Origin of the sequence: Lacrimispora sphenoides (assembly GCF_900105215.1) — a bacterium.
Lineage (GTDB): Bacteria > Bacillota > Clostridia > Lachnospirales > Lachnospiraceae > Lacrimispora > Lacrimispora sphenoides_A.
The window spans coordinates 2,878,273-2,899,154 of record NZ_FOIP01000001.1 but is presented as its reverse complement, the minus strand read 5'-3'; the positions used below and the strand labels follow the sequence as shown (position 1 = coordinate 2,899,154).

Below are 20,882 nucleotides of genomic sequence, written 5' to 3'. Positions count from 1 at the left end.
TATTTGCAGAAATAACACTACGAACCTGCAGCTTAAACATTCCTTGTAAAACGGCACTGCGGAAAATTAGTACAGCCATAAAATTCCCCAAATTTTCCGCTGCGGTGCTTAAGCACTCCGCCGCATTGGGGGCAGATCTCAGCCTCTTCATTATGATGCAGCTTCCCCATTTGCACATAGCATCTCTGGTTCATGACACAATCATTAAGTGCCCGGTGGGCTCCATCTGTATCAATATGGAAATACGCCGAAATATCCGTCAGGCGGTAGCGGTTTAGCTGGGGTAAGCAGGCTTTTGCCATGAAAAGGGTGTCAACGTAATCATTTGCCACCTCTCTTCTCAAAAGCTCCTCTGCAGCCCTGTACAGGAAAAGCAGGTCAAAGGACTGAATATTATGCCCTACCAGAATTTCCCCTTCAATAAAGGAAAGAAACTCCGGTAAAACCTCCTTTAGTCCAGGCGCCGCCCTTACCATATCATCTGTAATTCCATTAACATTGGTAGCACCGGCCGGAATATGGGTCCCAGGATTAACCAGTGTATTAAACTCGGCAACAGGCTCATGTCCCTTTACCTTGATCGCAGAAATCTCTATAATGGAATCTTCTTCGGCACTGATGCCTGTTGTTTCCAAATCAAATACCACGTAATTCTCTACATATTCGTTTAAACGTCTGCCTGTGAACTGTCTGATGGACATAGATTCCTCCATTCTTTTGTACGTGAAAAAATATATGTAACACCTCCATTATACTCTCTGCCCCTTCATTCATCAAGCAAAAATCATCGAACGGCCACCATCTGCTCCGCCACAGTCTCCGCCTCTTGCGCTGAAAAATATCCGCACTTCTCCATTCTTTGAAGAACCTTCATCTGTCTTTTCTCCGCCAGAGCAGGATTTTTTGACGGAGCGTATTTGGAAGGGGCATTGGGAACACCGGCTAAGAGAGTACTCTCATACTCCGTCATTTCCTCCGGCCCTTTTTTAAAGTAGCCCTCACTGGCAGCGCCCACACTGTAATATCCGTCTCCAAAATAAATGCAGTTTACATACAGTTCAAAAATTTCATCCTTGGTATAGTTTTTCTCAATATTATAGGCCATGAACACTTCTGCCGCTTTTCTGGCAATCTCTTTGTCCTGGTCAAAATATAAGTTCTTAGCAAGCTGCTGGGTTATGGTGCTTCCGCCTTCCACAAACCGCCCGGCTCTGATATCATTTACAGCGGCCCTGGCTATGGCAATAAAGTCGATCCCGTTATGGCGGTAAAAACGGTGATCCTCAACGGATATGACCGCATTCACATAAATCTGGGGCAGGTTTTCGTATTCAGTATACCCTTCTTTATCCCGAATCGCCTCCACCCGGTCCTGAAGCCCGGTTTCCAAAATAGCCTCCCGGTACATCTCATATCCTTTATATGCCACAGTGAATCCAGCTAAAAGACATACCGTCATCAGCAAAAACAAAATTCTTCTTATAAATGTTCCAATTCTCATAGATTCACTGTCTCCTTTCCTCTTATCCGCCCATGCATTTTGGGCATAAAGGTATACCCGCAGGGTGTTTCCTCTTATCCACCCACAGTCTTAGGGCATACAGGTATCCCTCAATGGGGTTCTCGTTATATGATATGTTATAATTCTGATTAAATTGTATCATAGAGTTCCACTAAAAATAGGAATAATTCCTTATATTTCCCTAAAGCTTTCGGACAAGTTCTGACAAAACCCTTACCAGTTCTTACAAATTAATGAAAGGATGGAAAAAACCAGCACTCCCAGGCTGACAAATCGCCTGTAAAATGCTGATTTTTTCTTTTATTATCTTATAATATTCTTCCAATCAAATACCGGACCATGATCTCCCCAGCCAACCTTCATCATATAAGTATGCCGATTGGGATCATAAAGGGGGTCTCCGGTGATTTCATCGTACTGCCTTGCGTGATATACCATAATATCCTGAAGACCGTCTTCATCTTTTACAAAACAATTATGTCCCGGACCAAATATTCCGGCTTCCCGCACGGACTTAAATACAGGCTCCCGGCCTTTTTTCCATGCATTCCGGTCCAGTAAATCTGCACCTGCATCTATGCTCAAAAGCCCCATGCAGTAGCAGGCCCCTGTAGCACTGGCAGAATAAGTGACATAGATCCTGTCTCCATGCTTTATAACCGCCGGTCCTTCATTAACCCAGAACCCTACCCTTTCCCAGGCATAGTCAGGAGTGGAAAGAGTCACCTGTTCCGATGAAAGCTTCCACGGCGTCTCCATTCTGGCTATGTACAGGTTTGAAATCTTCTTTCCCACACTGACCTTTTCCGCCCAGATGCAGTACCAGTTCCCGTTATGATTAAAAACCGTCATATCCAGGGAAAAATCCTGAAATGAAAAATCATCAAAGGGCTGCATCATGCCTAACTCCCTCCAGGTCCCTGTCATTGGGTCTTGTTCCCTGCATTCCAGCACATAAGGACGAATCGCCCAGACGTCATCCGAATTCCCTGCTGCAAAATAAACGTACCACCTGTCTTCCATATAATGAAGCTCCGGAGCCCAGATATGGGCGCTCATGATCCCTTTCTCATGCTTTTCCCAGATAGTCACTTCCTTTTCAGCCTTTAATCCCAGGATCGTATCCGAACGTCGAAGGATGATCCGGTCGTATTCCGGCACTGATGCGGTAAAATAATAGCTTCCGTCTCCATGACGGTATACATAAGGATCTGCTCTCCGGACAATGAAAGGTTCATTATAAGGGGTCTTAATAAAATTACGGCTGTCCATCTCCTGTCCCCCCTACCCTTTCACAGCCCCTGCCATCATACCTTCAATAAAGTATTTCTGGAAAGCCACAAACAGGAGGAATATGGGTACCACCGAAAAAACAGAACCCACGATCAAAAGGCTGTAATTGTCTCCATAAGGATTGATGAGCGTATTTAAGCCCAGGGTCAGAGGATACTTTTCAGAAGATCGGATCACCAGAAGTGGCCACAGGTAATTGTTCCAGGCATTCATTCCATTGAGAATGGCCATGGCGGAAAAAGCAGGCTTCATCAGAGGAACGATCAGTCTGTAAAAAATCCCATACTCGGTGGCGCCGTCGATCCTTCCTGCCTCTAAAAGAGACCCCGGAATGCTCATCAGATACTGCCGGAAGAAAAAGATCGTGGAGGCATGGGCAACAAAGGGAAGAATGATGGCGGCATAGCTGTCCATCATCTTCCAGCTGGACATCTGTTTATACAGGGGAAGCATGACTACCTCCAAGGGAATGGAGAGGATCAGAAGAACGATGACGAACAGAACCTTCTTTCCTTTGAATTCATAAACCGCAAATCCGTATCCCACAAAGGAGCTTACAAGCAACGTGCTCACCACCGTGACAACGGTAAGGCAGATACTGTTAAAGAACCATTTCCAGTATTCATGCTGCCCTGCAAACAAAAGGATATAGTTATCCAAACTCATTCTTGAAAAGCGGATATCCAGATTAAGGCCGTATTGCAGCAGATCACTGCCCGGTTTAAAGCTGGCTACAAACAGCACCCAGATGGGAAGAATGATCAATACGGCAAGGATGGCAAACAAAAGGATCAGTGCGGCGGTGGCCGCCTTTCTTCTGCCCTGCATGTTTGCTGTGTTTCTTTCACCCATATCATTCCCTCCCTTCTTCAAATGTACCTGTGATCTTCAGTTGAATGATATTTACCAGCATAACAACCAATAAAAGAATAAGGCCAACCGCACAGGCATAACCCAGAGCCCTTTTTTCAACCCCCTGCCTGTAAAGGTACCCGACGATGGTAAGACCGATGTTATTGGGGGAGTTATTCCCCTTAAACAGCATATTGCTTTCAAGAAACATGGAAAGGCCCGCATAGATACTGATCGTAAGGACGTAAACCGTAGTAGGTTTGACCAGCGGCACGGATATTTTAGAAAACTGCTGCCATTTGGAGGCACCGTCAATGGCAGCCGCTTCATATAGATCAGAAGGAATGCTCTGAAGACCTGAAAGGAAGTACAGGATATTCACTCCGGTCCATCTCCAGCAGGCCAAAAGCAGAAGGGCAAAATAACTGGTTCCTGCCCCCTTCAGCCATTTTATTGGGGCCGCTCCAAAAAAAACCAGCACCTGGTTAAAAAGAGAGGTGGATGACTCCCCGAACATAAGGCGGAAAATTGTACCTGCCACCACAACAGAAGTAAGCGCCGGTATAAAATAAACAGATTTAAAAAAATCTGCCTTTTTCATTAATCTGCTGTTTAACAGGGTCGCAAACAGCATTGGAAAAGGAATCAGGAGGAGCAACGTTCCTGCCATATACTTAAAGCTGTTCCACAACGCTTTCATAAATATTTTATCAGACAGCAGCCGCGTATAATTGTCAAATCCAACCCATTGCTCTTTTAATATATCCTGAAAGCTTAAAAGGACCCCATTGCAGATGGGCACTAGCCAGAACAATAATACCGTGATCACAAACGGGCAGATAAATACATAAGGAGCTATCTTTTTCGAGTAAAAGAATTTCTTCATTTCGCATACCCCTTTTCTCATAGGAACTCATTTACCGGCTGCAGGTGATATGCCATCCTCCTGCAGCCCGCAGCCTTACCTATTCTTTAAATTCATTATTCAGGGTTTCCTGGGAGGATTGAAGAGCCTCTGTCACATCCACCCCATCTTCAAAGATACTGTTTAGGGTCACATTGCAGAATTCATTGTTGATAGAGGGATATTTTTCATCCGTATAAGCTCGTAAGGATCCAATGCTGTCCTTTGTTTTAAGCAGGGTATCAAAGGGATAATTGGTAAAATACTGGACAAACTGGTTATCCGGGTTCTGTGTCAGTGAGGTATCAGACCATACCGCAGTATTGACCGGATCAAAGCCCAGCACATTCCATACTTCCTTGTTGGCCTCCTCGGAAAGCTTGATATAAGCCATTACTTCCGCCGCAAGCTGTGCATGTTTCCCTGATTTTACAATGGCAGTACCAGTACCGCCTCCGCCGATGGTGGCTATCTCTTTGTCGCTTTCATTCCATACCGGTACTGTGGCAATGGCTACCTGCTTCTTTAAATCCTTCATATAATTTACGTATCTGGAAGTCTGCCAGAACGGCATAATCTGAACGGCATAATCTCCTGAGTTATAGAATGGGTATGCTTCTTCATTATCCGGCTGCCCGCCTGGAATCGTTGCAAATGCGCCGGTTTCCTGCATTCCCTTTATGTATTCCAGCACTTCCGCCATTTCCTTGCTTGCCAGATTGAGTTTCCCGTTTTCATCTACATAGTCCCCGCCCTTCTGAGCCAGCATCAGATTGACCATCCACTGGGCAGAGGTTTCCACGCAAGCGAAATATTTTCCGGTAGTTTCATAGTACTTTACACCTGCTTCCTTAAATTGATCCCAGGTCTTAATATCTTCATAATTTATTCCTGCGTCACTTAACAGCTTTTCATTGTAGAATGCCACCGTTGTCCCTACATGGGTCGGAAAACCGTATTCCTTCCCGTCTTTCGTGTAAATATCCAGCCTCGATTTTACGATATTCTTCCTGTAAGGTTCAATCGCATCATTAAGCTCCATGAGGCCGATCTTTCCTGTCATAAATGCAGGGAATTTGCCAAGTTCGATATCCACAATATCCGGCGCCCCTTCCCCCGATTCCAGCGCAAGGGACAGTTTATTGTGCATGTCATCATAGGGCATATTGCTCAGCACCAGCTTCACCTTTTTATCGGGATGAGCTTCGTTCCACTTCTCCGCCATTGATACATAGAAGTTCTGATGCAGTTCAATAAAGGTCCACACGTTCAAGGTGGTCACATCATTACCGCCTACCTCCATCTCCTTTTTCCCTGCCGAAGATACGCCTTTGGTGGTTTCCCCGGAAACTCCCTTGGCGCTGTTGCATCCAGTGATCATGGATGCTGCCATCGCTACACACAGTAGCCCGGCTAATACCCGCTTTTTCATGATAAATCCTCCTTTTTATTATCCTGCTTTATCAAATCAGATGATACCATCTGTATGACTCCCACCGGATGAACTTTTTTATCCATACCGTCATCTTTCCTGCTTTCCGGATCCCCCATTTACTGTATGGAACTGCTTTCTCCTTCTGCTGGTCAATCGGATACTTGCAATCCGCTTCGCTGCCTGATGAGATTAAATCGTTTAATCTATCCATTGATAAGCTATCATCACTTCCTTCACGGAAGTCATTTGCCGATTCCATGGTTTATCGTTGATAATAACCACTTTCAGTGGAATACCCGTAAACTTTTTTATCCATCATGGTTTTCTAATTTCTGTAATTTATATTAAACGTTTAATTTAAAAAATAAAAGTAAAGGTGATTTATTTGTTAATAATCACCATCAATTCATATAATTTCATACTAGCACACGGGTTTTATTCTGTAAAGTACTTTTGCACAATTTTACAAATATTTAAATCGTTTAACTATGTAACTTTTACTTATTTTTTTTTTGTAAAATGTAGAATAATATCATTTTACCTGGTTTTTTCTTACAATCATCTAAAAACAGCCGATATCAGGCAGCTCATTCTCCATAATTTCTCTACAAAAAAGGAACATTTACACAGCCTGTCCCATGTAAAATGTTCCTTTTCGTAATTTGATCGATGAACTGACTCTATTCAATACTCTTTATCGATTTACGAATCAGAAGCCTGCATCCAACGGAACAGACGTTTTCAGCATCAGTCTCAAGCTCCTGCCCGTTTATAAGGCCAATAACCAGTTCACTGGCTTTGTGCCCGATATCATGAAGAGGAAGTCTTACGGTGGTAAGTGGGGGCCGGTAATACCCTGATAATTCCCGGTCATCGTATCCTGCCACCGATAGGTCAGTGCCCACGTTCATGCCCAGTTCCTCCAGGCGGTCATACACCCCTCCTGCCATTAAGTCATTCATGCAGAAGATGGCAGTCACTCCCCTTTCAAGGAGCTGGCAGGCACACCGGTACCCGGATTCTCTGGTCCAGTCCCCTTCGATCACAAGGCCTGGATCGTACAAAATCCTGTTTTGAAAAAGAGCCTGCTGATATCCCACCAGTCTGGCTTGTGCATGAAGGCTGTCCGGCTTTCCTGTAATCACCCCGACTCTCTTATGGCCGTGGTTCAGCAGATACTGCATGATTTCAGCAGCGCCATGGACATCATCCACCACAACAGAAGGTACCTTCATACTTTTGGAATATCCGTAAGCCATTACGGCAGGGATCGGCAGTGTATCAGGGATGCACCGAATGACCCGCTCATGGGCAGCCACATATATAATCCCTTCCACCTGTTTTTCCATCAGCTTTTTTATCTCAAGCCCTACCTGCCCATAATAATCGTCCCGGTTATAATAAGTATCATCGTATTTTTTAAACAGCCTTAGATTGGTAAGAAGTATCTGGTAATCCAGCTCCTGGCAGTAGTCCGTAATGCCGTCTATTACGTCAGGGATGCTGAATATGGTCATATCCTCCGCAATGACCCCAATGCTTCTCGTCTTTTGCAGCTTTAAGTTCTTTGCAACAACGTTAGGGGTATAATCCAGCTTTTCAGCCATTTCTAAAACCAGTTTTCTAGTCTTATCACTTGCACCAGGTTTGTTGTTTAATATATTTGAAACTGTGGCCACTGATACACCGCAGCATTTTGCCAATTCCTTTATGGTTGCCATCGCCTGCCTCCAGAACCTTTTGATTTAATTAACTCAGATTTTTATGTAATTGTCAATAGGACAGGAGAAAATATTAAACGTTTCAGTTAATAACCTCTTTTTTTCAAATGTTTTTTCACAAACCCATGGAAGTTTCCTTTTTTATTTAGTATACTTATTGTAAAGCAAGCTTGGCTATTTAAGAGATAAAAACAACTAAGAAACGAGGTAAATTGAAATGCTGGTTACACTTCATGATTCCAAAGCAACTGCTGTCATCGATTCCATCGGTGCCCAGCTCATTTCATTCAAAGATTCTGCCGGTACAGAATACATATGGCAGAGAGATCCCCAGTTCTGGAGCAAATGCTCTCCTCTTCTTTTTCCCATTGTGGGAAACTGCCGCAACGACCGGACCATTCTGGAAGGCCAGACATGGGAAATCCCTAAGCACGGTTTTTGCCGGGAAATGGATTTTTCCGCCACTGAACAGACAAGCACTTCCGTGACCTTTGAAATCCGGGATACAGAAGAAACAAAGAAGATTTATCCCTATTCCTTCCGTTTAAGTCTTGTCTATACTCTTACAGGCGGAACCATATTCATGGAATACCGGGTGACAAACACCGATGACCGGATCATACACTACTGTCTGGGCGCTCATCCTGGTTTTAACTGCCCTATGGAGGATAATGCCGTATTTGAGGATTATGATCTGGTGTTTGAAAAGGAGGAAACCATTTCCAGCATGGTATATGATTCTGAACATCTGGAATTTAATCCTGGAAACCGGATCGATCAGCTGAATGAAAGCCGTTCCCTTTCTTTAACCCGTGAATTATTTAAAGATGATGCCATCTATTTTGATGATTTACAGTCCAGAAAAGTTTCAATCGTAAACAGAAATACCGGCCGGGGTGTGGAAGTTTCCTATCCAGGCTTTGAAACCGTAGCTTTCTGGACGCCATATCCTGCGAAAGCGCCCTTTGTCTGTGTGGAACCATGGAATGGTTCTGCAATCTATGCAACGGAAGATGACGAATTCATTCATAAGAATCATGTGCAGACTTTAAGTCCCGGAAATACAAAAAGCTATAGCCTTTCCATAGGAGTTCTTTAACCTTAAGAAGACAGGCGGCGATATCGGCTGATTATCGCTGCCTGCCCTGATGTTACAGATGATAGAAATGTGTTTAGATGTGAACTGCCGATTAATGAAACATACAATACCATGGTCTTTTATCCAAGGCAAGCCAGTTTGCACTTTTTAACCTAATTATTGCGTTTTTTAAATCTTTAAAATATCATACTATGATCCTTTAGAAAATCCCTGTAACTCTTTTCAAACTTTTTTCTTCTCCCGCCATTTACATACAGAACCTCTCCGTTCTGCATCTCAACTGCTTCTCCTTTTACACTCCTTACATATTGCATATTGATAATGTTATGCCTGTTGATTCTGACAAACCGGTCTTTTGGAAGCTTTTCTTCCTCTTCATCTAGCCTTGCCCGGATCCGCATCCTGCCGCTGCCTGCCACCACGCTTGTTTTCCGGTAATAGGATTCCAGATAAAGAATATCCGTGATATCAAGAATGCAGTACTGGCCGTTAAAGAACACAGAATATTTTGCCTGGTATAAGGTTATATTCCCTTTTGGACTAATTACAATCATATCATATAAGGCACGTTCCAACGTAGAAAGACGTCCTTCCTTTATAGAAAAATAATCAATCTGTAAGCGGTTGTTCTGCCTGCACGGACAGGCCTTTATTAATTCCGGCATTTGTTCTTCATTTGTAAAAATGGCAATTCTCATTTCCAGTTCCCCCCTGTAATCAATCATACTCTTGGACGATGCTTTCCGACATCTTATATAACGATTTTCAATAAATTTTATAACGCAAAAAAGAGATCACACAGGCAACGAATAATTACGCTGTTTTTCCTCAAACTAAAAGAAACGGTTCCCATAAGACTGCCGGAAGGAGAAAATGAAATGAAATCAGAAAAAAAGGAAACAAAAAAAGGAAAGACAGAATCAACAACCTCTAATAATAATTATGATATCGATATTCAGACTTGTTCCACCATGGACTGTACGGGACTTATTCCCGCGGCTCCGCAGTCAGAAGCTGAACTGGAAGCATATGAAGATCTTTATCCCTACATGCCCCATGCAAAGAATGTAGATAAAGAATGAGGAAATGAGTCAAAAAAAGAAGGCCCCTAAGAGACCTTCTTTTTTTCTTATTTCATCGTCAAATTTTAACGAAGCCGAAATCTGCTCATTAATTCCCGTAAACCTTCCGCCTGGCCAGAAAGTTCCTCGCTGGCCGCAGCACTTTCCTCTGCAGTCGCAGAGTTATTCTGAACTACGGAAGAAATCTGCTCAATTCCATAAGTTACCTGAGTAACCTTTTCACTTTGCTCTTTTAGTTCCTCTGCGGATCTGCGAATGGCAGAAACCATATTCTTGGTTTCTGAAAGAACACCGTTTAATGTTTCCCCTGTAGATGCTGCAATACCGGTTCCCGTATTAACGGCTGCAATGGTATCAGCAACCAGACTGGAGGTATCCTTTGCTGCGTTGGCACTCTTTCCTGCCAGATTGCGGACCTCATCTGCAACAACTGCAAAGCCTTTTCCGGCCTCGCCTGCCCTGGCTGCCTCTACAGCGGCATTGAGCGCAAGAATGTTTGTCTGGAAGGCAATGTCTTCGATAAGCTTATTAACCTTCTCAATTTCCTTGGATTTTTTATTGATCTGATCCATGGACTGCATCATCTCATGCATCTGGGCATTGCCGCTTTCCATGGCTTCTCCTACCCGTCCTGCCTGCTTATTTACATCTTCCACAGCCTTAGCCGTGCTCATAAGGCTGCTTGATATCTCATTTACTGAGGAAGATAACTCTTCTACAGAAGCTGCCTGCTCTACAGCACCCTGGCTTAAATTCTGCGCTCCCTGAGACACCTGAGAACTGCCCTTTGCTACTTCATCTGAAGAAATACTGATGGTATCCATGGTTTTTGAAAGTAAGTCTTCTGCAATGTCAATGGATTGCTGTATTACCTTAAAATCTCCCTGGAATTCCATTCCAACGGACCGGCTGAAATCTCCGGAAGCGATATTTTCCAATACGGCTGCGATTTCAGTGATATAGGATTTAACACTATGTACGGAACTGGTGATTTCATCGGCAAGCTGTCCGATCTCATCCCTGCGCTTTACAACCGGAACTTCGCTGGATAAATCTCCTTCTGTAAAGAGCTTCATTCTTGCTGCAATGGCTGATACCGGACCTGCAATGGATCCTGCAAACCAGAATGCCAGGAAACAACCGATAACGATTGATACAATGGCAAACACACCCATTGCAAAAACTACTAAGTAGATGGAAACAGTGGTTTCCTTAACCGATGCTGCCACACCCAAAGCCCAGCCGTCACTGCCTGTTACCGGGCTGTAATAACAAAAACGGTTGTCTCCATTGTATTCGTAATTACCAGTTCCCGATTTTCCACCCAACATGGTCTGGAACATACGGCCTACAGAAACATAGGATTTATCGGACTTTGAAAGCTCAATAAAGTTCTGGCGGTTATTAACCAGATCCGGTGATATATTGGCGATCATGGTCCCTGTATTGTCGATAATAAAGGCATTGCCGCTTTCCCCAATCCGGAGGTCACTGATCAGATCACTTAAAACGGAGCCATTATAAGTTCCCAAAAGAACTCCATATTCATAAGGAGCCGCAACGCGGATCACAAGTTCGTTGTTGTTATCATATTCCGTGGTGGAAATGGTGGTCTCACCATTTAAGGCTTTTTCCAGATAACCAGTGACTTCGTATTTCTCACCGATATTCTGTCCGCTTGCGCTGCGGGTAACGGTACCATCCATGCTGATTACTTCAAGTTCTTTGTATCCGTAAAGCTTACACTGGTTGGAAAGGTATTCCGTCACAACCCTGGAATTTATGGATTTCAAGCTTCCACCCTGTGAACTGGCTTCTATGCTTAGTTTCATCTGATTTAAGTTCTGTACTACCAGACTGTTCACAAGTTTACCCGTTGATTCCAAATCATTTTTCACAACATCTGTAATCCCTTTGTAACTGACTGTAATACTGATTACCATGTTGGTCACAGCCAATCCCAAAATAATTGCGATAATGAATGCCAGCATCTTCATCTTCAATGATTTCAGGAATGTACTCTTACTTCCGTTTTTTTCCGGCTTCACTTTCTTCGTCCCTAGTAATGCTTTCAGGTTTCGTTTCTTATCCCCCGATGTCTTCATTGCCTTATGCTCCTCGTCTCGTCTTTGGTAATTGTAAACCATAACACTTTGTTCATGGTTTTATCCATTATACAATATTTTGTAACCATTTGTCAACGCTTCCAGAAAATGGAAACGAATTTTGTCGAATTTTCTCTAAAAAGAAATTACAACTAGGTGTATTTTCTATTTTCTTCTGTGAAAAATCCATTAAAAAACAGCCCCTTCCCGGTCTGAGTGCTGCTCACTGCAATCCCAAGGAAGAGGCTGATATTTTTTAATATTCTGTTATACGCCGGAATAAGCTGAGAATCCGCCGTCAATAGGCAGAACCACGCCGGTGATGAAACCTGCTGCTGCATGATTCAAAAGGAATAACAAAGCGCCATTTAATTCCTCTGCTTCTCCAAAACGTCCCATGGGAGTTGCAGACAGAATCTTGTTGGTTCTTGGTGTGGGAGAACCATCTTCGTTAAACAGGAGCTTCTCATTCTGCGCTGTAACGAAAAAGCCTGGTGCAATTGCATTCACACGGATACCGACCTTGGAAAAATGAACGGCAAGCCACTGGGTAAAGTTGCTGATCGCAGCTTTTGCACCGCTGTATGCCGGAATCTTCGTAAGTGGAGTAAAGGCATTCATGGAGGAAATATTCAAAATACTGCAGCCTTCCCTGCCAATCATATCCTTAGCAAAAATCTGGCATGGAAGCAGAGTTCCAAGGAAGTTTAAGTTAAAAACGAATTCAACGCCTGACTGGTCTAAATCAAAGAAGGTTTTTGTATCCGCCTCAATGTCACCCATCTCAAAATATTCCTTGTCCGTATTGGCTCTTGCATTATTACCGCCTGCGCCGTTAATCAGGATGTCGCAGGGACCAAGCTCTGCCAAAACCTTTGCATGAACTTCCTCAAGGCTTGCCCGTTCCAGAACGTTTGCTTTGTAAGCCTTTGCCTTATAGCCTGCTTCATTAATAGAAGCTGCAATTCCCTCTGCAGCACTTTCGTTTAAATCCAGAACTGCAACCTTTGCGCCTGCTTCTGCAAGAGTCTTTGCGAACATTCCGCATAATACTCCGCCTGCTCCTGTTACAACTGCTACCTTACCGCTTAAATCTGTACCAAATGTTAAAGCCATATGATTTCCCTCTTTCCTATTTGCTCGTTTTTTCAATCGCTTCCCAAAGACCGTTTAAATAGGTTGCGCCAAGTGCCCGGTCATAAAGTCCGTAACCGGCTCTGCCTGTTTCGCCCCAGATCATACGGCCATGGTCCGGACGCATATAACCTTCAAAACCATTGTCATGAAGAGCTTTTAAGATGGCAAACATGTCCAGGGAACCGCATGATGATAAATGAGCACGCTCTTCAAAGCCCTGGTTATCTTCCAGAATCGCCACATTTCTTGCATGGACAAAGTGAATACGTCCCATAGCTGCATATTTGGCAGCCATCTTTACTACGTCATTTTTATTGGAACAGCCTAAAGAACCGGTACAGAGAGTGATACCATTGTGCTTATCATCCACAAGCTTTAAGAAACGGTCTAAGTTCTCCTCGCAGGTAATGATTCTTGGAAGTCCAAAGATGCTCCAGCATGGGTCATCCTCATGGATCGCCATATTCACGTTACATTCTGCTGCAACAGGAATAATCGCCTCTAAGAAATATTTTAAATTATCCCAAAGGTCATCCTCTGACATGGTATTGTACTCGCTTACAATCTGCTTAAGCTCATCTCTTGTGTAGCTGGAATCCCAGCCTGGAAGGGTTAAGTCGCTTTCGCTTTCCAGAGGATTCACTTTGTCTACCTGATCCTGATAATAAACCAGAGAGGTAGAGCCATCCTCCAGCACATGATCCAGCTGGGTCCTGGTCCAGTCAAATACCGGCATGAAGTTATAGCAGATGCACTTGATCCCTGCTTCCGCCACCCGCCTGATGTTCTCGCAATAATTTGCAATATACTTGTCTCTGGTTGGCTTTCCTAATTTAATATCCTCATGAACCGGAATGCTCTCAATCACTTCAAAGGCAAGTCCTGCCTTTTCTGTTTCCTCTTTTAAGTGGGCAATGCTTTCTCTGCCCCATACTTCCCCTACGGGAACATCATAAACCGCCGTTACAATGGAATACATGCCTGGAATCTGGCGGATGTTCTGTAAGGTTACTTTGTCATCGTCTCCGTACCATCTGAATGATAATTTCATAAAATACCTCCTTAACAATCCTATAATAAGTTTCTTTTCCTACCTTGTGGACTCAGTATAAACAAAATGTTTCCTTATTACCATGGATTTATTTGCCGTTCACATTGCAAAACTTGCGGTCATGGCCTATAATACAACTAAAACCGTCCATCTGATTATCGAAAGTGCTCTTTACTTCCGATACTATTATAAAGGCATAAGAAAACAGGAAAGGGGATTATCAAATGAGAAAAGAATTGTCCACCGGCTTTAATGAGCGGCAGTATATGAATTCAGGGGAATTTGAAGTATTTTTTTATAAGGATCTGGACTTGAATCATGTAGTGGACCACAGCCATTCCTATTATGAAGTGTATTTTTTCTTAAACGGAGATGTAACTTATGATGTGGAAGGGAAACCGTATTCTTTGCAGTATGGGGATTACTTACTCATTCCTCCTGAGGTAAAGCATCACCCCATATTCCATTCCACCGGAAATACCTATCAGCGGATTGTTCTTTGGATCAGCCGGAGCTATTTTGAGACCATGTGTTCCTGGTCACAGGACTTTTCATATAGTTTTAGTTATGTATCAGAGAATAAGCATTACCATTTCCGCACGGATTTTGTCACATTTCAGAATATTCAAGGTCGTCTCCTGGACCTTTTGGAAGAAATCCATGGAAATAAGGCATTCCATAAGATGAATTCAGAGCTGCAGATCCATTCCTTTATGCTCCTGTTGAACCGGATCACTTATGATATGCTCCATCAGGTACCTGCTGCCTATGAAAACGTACTTTATCTGAACCTCTGTGATTATATTAACAACCACTTGGGAGAAAATCTGTCCCTGGACCATCTGGCATCCTTCTTTTATGCCAGCAAATATCACATTTCCCATGTATTTAAGGATAACATGGGGATTTCCCTTCACCAGTACATCCTGAAAAAACGGCTGCAGGCGAGTAAAAACGGAATCCTCTCCGGCATCCCTTTTGGAGAGCTGTACCATCAATACGGCTTTTCGGATTATACCAGCTTTTACAGGGCCTTTAAAAAAGAATTCGGCCTTTCCCCCAAAGAATTCCGGGAGCAGGCCGTTTTGCCAAAAGGGTATTAATACCGCCTCATGTTACATTAGCGGAATACACCCTGAATGAGTGCCATATAAAGAATCGTTCCTGCACCAATGCTTAACAGGGAATTTCCCTTCCATAAATGAAGCCCTGTAATGGTGCAAATGGAGATAAGTTCTGGCAGTCCATGAGGATAAGAAAGAAATTGAAGCCCTCTTAAACAGTAGACCACCAAGAGACCAATGGTGGCATATGGAAGAGTCCGCCCCAGATAGAGAATGTATTTGGGGGTCTCTTTCCCTGCCGGAAACAAAAGAAAGGGAAGAAAACGGGTGATCACAGTAGCAAGTACCATGACTAATGCGATCAGGCTGTAAACTGCTATATTATCGTTCAAGGCTGTTCCTCCTTTTTCTTTTCCATGAAATAACCTGCTGTAATAATGATCAGAATGAGGATCATGGCCGGAACAATGAAAACACTCTGGCCAAAGACTGCCACGCAAAGGGCAGAGGAACACACGCCCACACATGCGGCCTGGTGTCCTTTTCCTGATTTCCACTGGTCGATAAAGATCACCACAAAAAGAGCCGTCAGCGCAAAGTCCATTCCAGCCGTGCTAAAAGTTATCATGGTTCCGGCTAATGCACCGATTACAGCTCCTGTCACCCAGTAAAGCTGATCCAGAATCGATATAAAAAAATACACCCAGTATTTTGGAAGTCCCTCAGGCGGCTCCTCATTACACAGAACGGAAAATGTTTCATCCGTCAGTGAAAATATCAGATATGGCTTTAACTTCCCTGCATCCTTATATTTGTCCAGCATGGAAAGCCCGTAAAATAAATGTCTCGCATTGAGCATCAAGGACATAAAAAAGGCGTACCATGGATTCACTGCCGCCACAAAAAATGTGATTCCAAGGTACTGCAGGCTTCCGGCATAGACAAATACACTGATGAGCAGGGCCCACCAGATCCCATACCCGTTTACATTCATAAGTATCCCGTACGCTGCTCCTAAAACCAGATAACCGGCCATCACCGGCATTGTTCTGGGAAATGCATAACAAAGAGCAGCAAGCTTTTTCTTTTTACTCATTGGCACCGTTCCTTTGTGTATCATCTTTTTCTTGCAATTTTTCTGTATTTTGTTTAATATATTAATGCACAAAAGTGACTTTGTCAATATTAGGAGTTTCTCAAATGAACCTTGACCATATCTATGAATCCTGCAGCCTCTGTCCCAGGAACTGCAGGGTAAACCGCCATATAAGTACCGGTTTCTGCGGTTGCGGCGATACCATAAAAGCAGCCCGGGCCGCACTCCACCACTGGGAGGAGCCCTGCATCAGCGGAAGCCGGGGAAGCGGTACCGTATTTTTTACCGGCTGTACCCTGGGCTGCTGCTTTTGTCAGAATTATACCCTCAGCCAGGAGAATTTCGGAAAGGAAATTACAAGTAAAGAACTTGCCCAGATTTTCTTAAGGCTTCAGGAGGAAGGCGCCCACAACATTAATCTGGTCACAGCCACCCAGTATCTCCCCTCGGTTTTAAAGGCCCTGGATCTTACAAAACCAAAGCTTTCTATTCCTGTGGTTTATAACTGCGGTGGATATGAATCAGAAGATATCATAAAAACGCTTACCTCATACATTGATGTGTGGCTTCCTGATTTAAAATATTTCAGTTCTGAACTTTCCTCACGCTACAGCAAAGCTTCTGATTATTTTGATGCGGCTTCAAAGGCTGTAAAACAGATGATTCGCCAGACCGGGGCTCCCCGTTTTAATTCCGATGGGACCCTTATGAAAAAGGGGGTCATCATACGCCATATGGTGCTTCCGGGCGCTTACAAAGATTCTATCCGTCTGCTTCACTGGATGAAGGATGAACTGCCGGAGGGAATGTATTACATCAGTCTTTTGAGCCAGTATACCCCATTCTATCGGAGCGAAAGTTTTCCGGAAATTAACCGGAGAATTACTTCTTATGAATACGGAAAAGTGGTGGATGAAGCCATCAGACTTGGGTTGGTTCAGGGATTTATGCAGGAAAAAAGCAGTGCAAAAGAAGAATACACGCCGCCCTTTGATTTGGAAGGGATCTTTTAATAAAGGCTAAGTATGTAGATTATATTGGAGGAAAGATATGTATAATCATGAACCCGAAGGGTATGTTTGCCCTTTTTGTCTAATAGTTGATGGAGTGGAAAATGAACATATATATACGAAACAGAACGATATAATATACAAAGATGACTATGTTACTGCATTTATTTCTTCTTGTTGGTGGAAAAATAATAAAGGACATGTCATTATTATTCCTAATAAACATATAGAGAACTTATATGATCTGCCATCTGAATTTTCTTACAGAATACATGATTTAGAAAAAGAAATCGCACTTGCATTAAAAGAAACGTACAAATGTGATGGAGTATCTTCCAGACAGCATAATGAACCTTGTGGAAATCAAGATGTGTGGCATTATCATCTTCATGTATTTCCAAGATATAAGGGTGACAATTTATATAAGGCAGACAGAGAAAACTCAAAGCCAGAAGAACGTTTAGAGTACGTCCGAAAATTAAGAGATTATTTTATCAAGAACAATAAAAAAAAATTTATTTAATTCATTTATCAATATATGTAAGTAAAGGGAAACTTTGAGAAAGGTTTCCTTTTTTATCATATCCTTAATAATAAACAGATAGAAACGGATACCGATTTTAAGTTTTCATACCATCGATATCCGTTTCTATATTATTGAATCCATTGGTCTTGATACCTCGTTTCTCTCTCATGTCTGTTTCCTTGTACATAGTACACGATCTTCAGCATGATCTATGTTAATTTTTCCGCTCCCCGTTGTTATACACCAGATTCATGGACTTTACTTTTTAACTTAACTGCTTCTCTCCTTATATGTCCTAAATTTCTTAAGTTGGATCATTTGAATCTAATACAGTCTTTCCTTCTCATGAATTCTCTCTTTTTCATGAATGACTTACCATTGCTTCAAAGATTGGCTTTTAACATCGGCAGATTGGTTTTTCTTTTGCTTCATATATTATATAAATGAAGCGTGGCTGCTCTTTCTGGTGGACTGTACCTCCTTCTTTTAGATTTAACTTTCTTTATTTAAATTCTTTTAGTTATGGCTTTATTATAACGTACAAGCTTTATTTTGTCAATACTTTTTAATATATTTTTATATATTAATTGTTAATTTTCAAATTGTATATAATTATTTAGAATTTATATGCATTTTTATAATGTTATTACAAAACATTTTATTGCCTTTATTCGAATATTATATAATTTTTGTATGTCATCACAAAAAGAAACAGAGTTAAATATCTGTTCGAATTAACTCTGTTTCACGATCCTTTATGAAATTCATTATGTATCTTTTATTCTTCTCTTAAGCGGAAGTTCTTTACCAGTTCACGCAAAAGCTGCGCCTGCTGGGATAGTTCCTCACTGGAAGCCGCACTTTCTTCCGCTGCCGCTGCATTGTTCTGAACTACAGAGGAGATCCTTCCAAGCTCCTTGGTCACATCTTCCACTGCTCTTGCTTCCTGGGAGGCTATGGTTGAAATGGTATCCACGGAATCCACTGCCAGAGCGGAATCCTCCAACACCTTCATCATGGACTGAACGGTTTCATCCAATATCTCATTGCCCTTTTCCACAGCATTTATGGAATCCCTGATTAATGCCGTGGTATTCTTTGCTGCTTCAGAGCTTTTTGCAGCAAGATTCCGTACCTCACCGGCAACCACTGCGAATCCTCTTCCAGACTCTCCTGCCCTTGCGGCCTCTATTGCAGCATTTAATGCCAGGATATTGGTCTGGAATGCAATATCTTCAATCACCTTGATAATCTTTCCGATCTCACCGGAAGAGACATGAATTTCATTCATGGCATTGGAAAGATTCTGCATGGACATATCGCAGTTTACCACCTCTGTACCGGTCATCTGAACCTGTAAGGAAACTTCTCCGGCTTTTTCTGCCAGACGTCTGACTTTTTCTGCAACCTGGCTGATGGAGCCGGATAGCATTTCAACGGTTCTTTCCTGCTCCTCCGCACCGTTTGCTAAAAGCTGGGAACCGCTTGCAACCTGTCCGGAGCTTACCGCTACCTGGGCAGCTGCCTGATTAACTTCATTCATAACCGAATTTAAATTCATGACGATCTGCTTTACCGCCTTTTCAAGCTGGGAAAAGTCTCCCTTAAGACCCAGTTCCACGTTTAAGTCCAAATGGTTGTTTGCAACTTCATTTAACGTAAAGGAGATTCGGTCTATTACCTCTTTTAAGTTCACTGTCATTCGTTCAAAGGAAGCTGCAACAAGGCCGATCTCATCGTTGGATTCCACATCAATAATGACACTTAAATCCCCTTCCGCGATCTGCCCGGCAGCCGCAACGATCTTATGGATCGGTTTTAACTGCCTTCTTATAATAAATGCAATGATAAAGAGAATAACGATCATGGCTGTGATGGAAATAACGATCATCATGGAAGACATCCGGTCTGCTTCCCGGTTCATATCCCCCGCTTCCACCGCTGTGACGGAGTACCAGCTGGAACCATTTAACTGAATTGGTTCAAAGAAATAATAGGTATCTCCTTTTTTGCCTGGATCTACGGTATAAAAGTCGGAGCCAGAGGTAATTTCCGTATTTATCTTCTCTCTGCACGTCCCGCTGTTCACGAAATCAGAAACACTGGTTCCAACGAGACCGCTGCCTGTACTTTCTGAAATGATGGTTCCTGTTTCATTTAAAATGAAGGTTTGCATGCTTGGGTAGGAGGAACCTGCCGTTTTCATCTGGCTGAAGCGGTCCAGATCCACATCAATGGAAACCACGCACAGCACCCTGTCGTTAACGATTACAGGCACCGCCATGGTAATGATCATCATTCCATTCGATTTATATGGCAGTGTAATGACCTGAGTCTTTTCTTCCATCACCTTTACAAAATAATCCGCGGAAGAATAATCCTCGTACAGCCCGCAGTCCTTAACCGTCCCATCCTTGCCTGCATACAGGCCATAGCTTCTGGCTGCAGAACTCATGGCATACTGCTCAAACAGAATACCGATTCCTACGATATCTTCGGAGTAGAGAACTGAGGACTTGATGGTCGTCATCATATAATCCTCCATTCTCATACCATAGCTGTCCAGGGTCATATTATCAAATACCTGGCTTTTATACAGCGGTTCAGCTGAAGGGCCTGACTTAATCCTCAGCCCCTGGAGAACCTTTCGGTTAGCCGCTGAATTCTCAAGATAGTACGTAATATTGTCTGATACCTGCCTTGCCTCATCAAGCGTCTGCTGGATCACCTTTCCGTTCTCAGATGCCAGAGTCTTTAACTCTCTGAAAGCGGACTGTTTCATGGCGTTTTTTGTCATTCTGGAGGTAACTCCGATCAAACCCGTAAAAACGACCACCAGCATAATTCCTGCGATGAGTGCAATCCTGGTTGAAAGCTGATATTTTCCTGCCCCTTTCTTCTTTAACCAGGACAACCCTTTGCTACTTAAATCACGACTCCTCCATTTTCTCAAAAACTGTACCTTCATTGCATAATCCCCCTCTG

20 protein-coding genes are annotated in these 20,882 nt (G+C 43.0%); 5 read left to right on the top strand and 15 right to left on the bottom strand.

The window, feature by feature from the left end:
• Positions 1-32 precede the first annotated feature (32 nt).
• The 8 genes from BMW45_RS13215 to BMW45_RS13185 form a co-directional block, all read right to left on the bottom strand.
• Positions 33-701, bottom strand: coding sequence for an exonuclease domain-containing protein (locus BMW45_RS13215; RefSeq protein WP_092244326.1), 669 nt, complete (start codon positions 699-701; stop codon positions 33-35).
• Positions 702-784: 83 nt separating this feature from the next.
• Positions 785-1,501 (bottom strand): transglycosylase domain-containing protein, encoded by a 717-nt coding sequence (locus BMW45_RS13210; protein ID WP_092244323.1) that lies wholly within the window; start codon positions 1,499-1,501, stop codon positions 785-787.
• 324 nt (positions 1,502-1,825) lie between these two features.
• Positions 1,826-2,794, bottom strand: coding sequence for a glycoside hydrolase family 43 protein (locus BMW45_RS13205; protein WP_092244320.1), 969 nt, complete (start codon positions 2,792-2,794; stop codon positions 1,826-1,828).
• 12 nt (positions 2,795-2,806) lie between these two features.
• Positions 2,807-3,667, bottom strand: coding sequence for a carbohydrate ABC transporter permease (locus BMW45_RS13200; protein WP_092244317.1), 861 nt, complete (start codon positions 3,665-3,667; stop codon positions 2,807-2,809).
• A gap of 1 nt (position 3,668) precedes the next feature.
• Positions 3,669-4,553 (bottom strand): carbohydrate ABC transporter permease, encoded by an 885-nt coding sequence (locus tag BMW45_RS13195; RefSeq protein ID WP_092244314.1) that lies wholly within the window; start codon positions 4,551-4,553, stop codon positions 3,669-3,671.
• A gap of 79 nt (positions 4,554-4,632) precedes the next feature.
• Positions 4,633-6,003 (bottom strand): ABC transporter substrate-binding protein, encoded by a 1,371-nt coding sequence (locus BMW45_RS13190; protein ID WP_092244311.1) that lies wholly within the window; start codon positions 6,001-6,003, stop codon positions 4,633-4,635.
• Positions 6,004-6,034: 31 nt separating this feature from the next.
• Positions 6,035-6,217 (bottom strand): hypothetical protein, encoded by a 183-nt coding sequence (locus tag BMW45_RS27495; RefSeq protein ID WP_143057036.1) that lies wholly within the window; start codon positions 6,215-6,217, stop codon positions 6,035-6,037.
• A 469-nt stretch (positions 6,218-6,686) separates the two neighbouring features.
• On the bottom strand, positions 6,687-7,727 hold the full coding sequence (locus BMW45_RS13185) for a LacI family DNA-binding transcriptional regulator (protein ID WP_092244308.1): 1,041 nt from the start codon (positions 7,725-7,727) through the stop codon (positions 6,687-6,689).
• A gap of 217 nt (positions 7,728-7,944) precedes the next feature.
• Here BMW45_RS13185 and BMW45_RS13180 point away from each other — a divergent pair, with 217 nt between their 5' ends.
• Positions 7,945-8,826, top strand: a complete 882-nt coding sequence (locus BMW45_RS13180; protein WP_092244305.1) for an aldose 1-epimerase family protein — start codon at positions 7,945-7,947, stop codon at positions 8,824-8,826.
• Between the two features lie 176 nt (positions 8,827-9,002).
• On the opposite strand, the gene BMW45_RS13175 is transcribed toward BMW45_RS13180, so the two are convergent.
• A complete protein-coding gene (locus BMW45_RS13175; protein ID WP_025234468.1) occupies positions 9,003-9,524 on the bottom strand; it encodes a LytR/AlgR family response regulator transcription factor in 522 nt (173 codons plus the stop codon).
• A gap of 180 nt (positions 9,525-9,704) precedes the next feature.
• On the opposite strand from BMW45_RS13175, the gene BMW45_RS13170 reads away from it, so the two are divergent.
• Positions 9,705-9,908, top strand: a complete 204-nt coding sequence (locus BMW45_RS13170; protein ID WP_025234469.1) for a hypothetical protein — start codon at positions 9,705-9,707, stop codon at positions 9,906-9,908.
• Between the two features lie 65 nt (positions 9,909-9,973).
• On the opposite strand, the gene BMW45_RS13165 is transcribed toward BMW45_RS13170, so the two are convergent.
• The 3 genes from BMW45_RS13165 to uxuA form a co-directional block, all read right to left on the bottom strand.
• Positions 9,974-12,013: a methyl-accepting chemotaxis protein gene (locus BMW45_RS13165; RefSeq protein WP_166433348.1), complete on the bottom strand. Its 2,040-nt coding sequence runs from the start codon at positions 12,011-12,013 to the stop codon at positions 9,974-9,976.
• A 267-nt stretch (positions 12,014-12,280) separates the two neighbouring features.
• Positions 12,281-13,129, bottom strand: coding sequence for an SDR family oxidoreductase (locus tag BMW45_RS13160; RefSeq protein WP_054790364.1), 849 nt, complete (start codon positions 13,127-13,129; stop codon positions 12,281-12,283).
• Positions 13,130-13,145: 16 nt separating this feature from the next.
• The gene (gene uxuA / locus BMW45_RS13155) at positions 13,146-14,201 is read right to left on the bottom strand and encodes a mannonate dehydratase (protein ID WP_092244299.1); all 1,056 of its coding nucleotides are present in this window, start codon (positions 14,199-14,201) and stop codon (positions 13,146-13,148) included.
• 224 nt (positions 14,202-14,425) lie between these two features.
• Here uxuA and BMW45_RS13150 point away from each other — a divergent pair, with 224 nt between their 5' ends.
• Positions 14,426-15,304, top strand: coding sequence for a helix-turn-helix transcriptional regulator (locus tag BMW45_RS13150; protein ID WP_092244296.1), 879 nt, complete (start codon positions 14,426-14,428; stop codon positions 15,302-15,304).
• Positions 15,305-15,321: 17 nt separating this feature from the next.
• Here the strand turns inward: BMW45_RS13150 and BMW45_RS13145 are convergent, their stop codons facing one another.
• A complete protein-coding gene (locus tag BMW45_RS13145) occupies positions 15,322-15,657 on the bottom strand; it encodes a branched-chain amino acid transporter permease (protein ID WP_025234474.1) in 336 nt (111 codons plus the stop codon).
• Positions 15,654-16,361, bottom strand: coding sequence for an AzlC family ABC transporter permease (locus tag BMW45_RS13140; protein ID WP_025234475.1), 708 nt, complete (start codon positions 16,359-16,361; stop codon positions 15,654-15,656). The genes BMW45_RS13145 and BMW45_RS13140 overlap by 4 nt, the downstream gene beginning before the upstream one ends.
• A gap of 104 nt (positions 16,362-16,465) precedes the next feature.
• Here BMW45_RS13140 and BMW45_RS13135 point away from each other — a divergent pair, with 104 nt between their 5' ends.
• On the top strand, positions 16,466-17,374 hold the full coding sequence (locus BMW45_RS13135; protein ID WP_092244292.1) for a radical SAM protein: 909 nt from the start codon (positions 16,466-16,468) through the stop codon (positions 17,372-17,374).
• Positions 17,375-17,411: 37 nt separating this feature from the next.
• Complete coding sequence (locus BMW45_RS13130) at positions 17,412-17,894, top strand: HIT family protein (RefSeq protein ID WP_092244290.1); 483 nt, start codon at positions 17,412-17,414, stop codon at positions 17,892-17,894.
• Positions 17,895-18,675: 781 nt separating this feature from the next.
• On the opposite strand, the gene BMW45_RS13125 is transcribed toward BMW45_RS13130, so the two are convergent.
• On the bottom strand, positions 18,676-20,865 hold the full coding sequence (locus BMW45_RS13125) for a methyl-accepting chemotaxis protein (RefSeq protein WP_092244287.1): 2,190 nt from the start codon (positions 20,863-20,865) through the stop codon (positions 18,676-18,678).
• Positions 20,866-20,882 lie beyond the last annotated feature (17 nt).